Genomic DNA, 443 nt, shown 5'->3' with positions numbered 1-443 from the left:
CCCCTGGTGACGCTGGTGACGCCGTTCTACTTCGGCATGCCGAAGTTCGAGCTGTCGGCCATCATCTCGATGTGCATCGTGATCGTGATCACGCTGGTGGAATCGACTGGCATGTTCCTCGCGCTGGCGCACGTGGTCGGCAAGCCGATTTCGCGCAATGAACTGACCAACGGCCTGCGCGCTGACGGCCTGGCGACGGTGGTGGCCGGGGTGTTCAACACGTTCCCGCATACGTCGTTCTCGCAGAACATCGGGCTGGTGTCGATCACGGGCGTGCGTTCGCGCTATGTGGCGGCCGCCGGCGGGGTGTTGCTGATCGTGCTGGGGCTGTTTCCGAAGCTGTCGTACGTGGTGGCATCGGTGCCGCAATACGTGCTGGGTGGCGCAGGCATCGTGATGTTCGGCATGGTGGCCGCTGCCGGCATCCGCATGCTGGGCATGGT

Annotated in this window: 1 protein-coding gene; it reads left to right on the top strand. The window is 64.1% G+C overall.

Translation table 11 applies throughout. The features are described 5' to 3' along the window. Window positions 1-443: solute carrier family 23 protein (locus KDL01_RS47245; RefSeq protein WP_281415872.1), on the top strand; the 443-nt coding region annotated here is incomplete at both ends.

Source organism: Actinospica durhamensis, from assembly GCF_018139695.1.
GTDB lineage: Bacteria > Actinomycetota > Actinomycetes > Streptomycetales > Catenulisporaceae > Actinospica > Actinospica durhamensis.
Note: the sequence above shows the minus strand (reverse complement) of the source record. Positions and strands in the feature narration are given on the sequence as shown.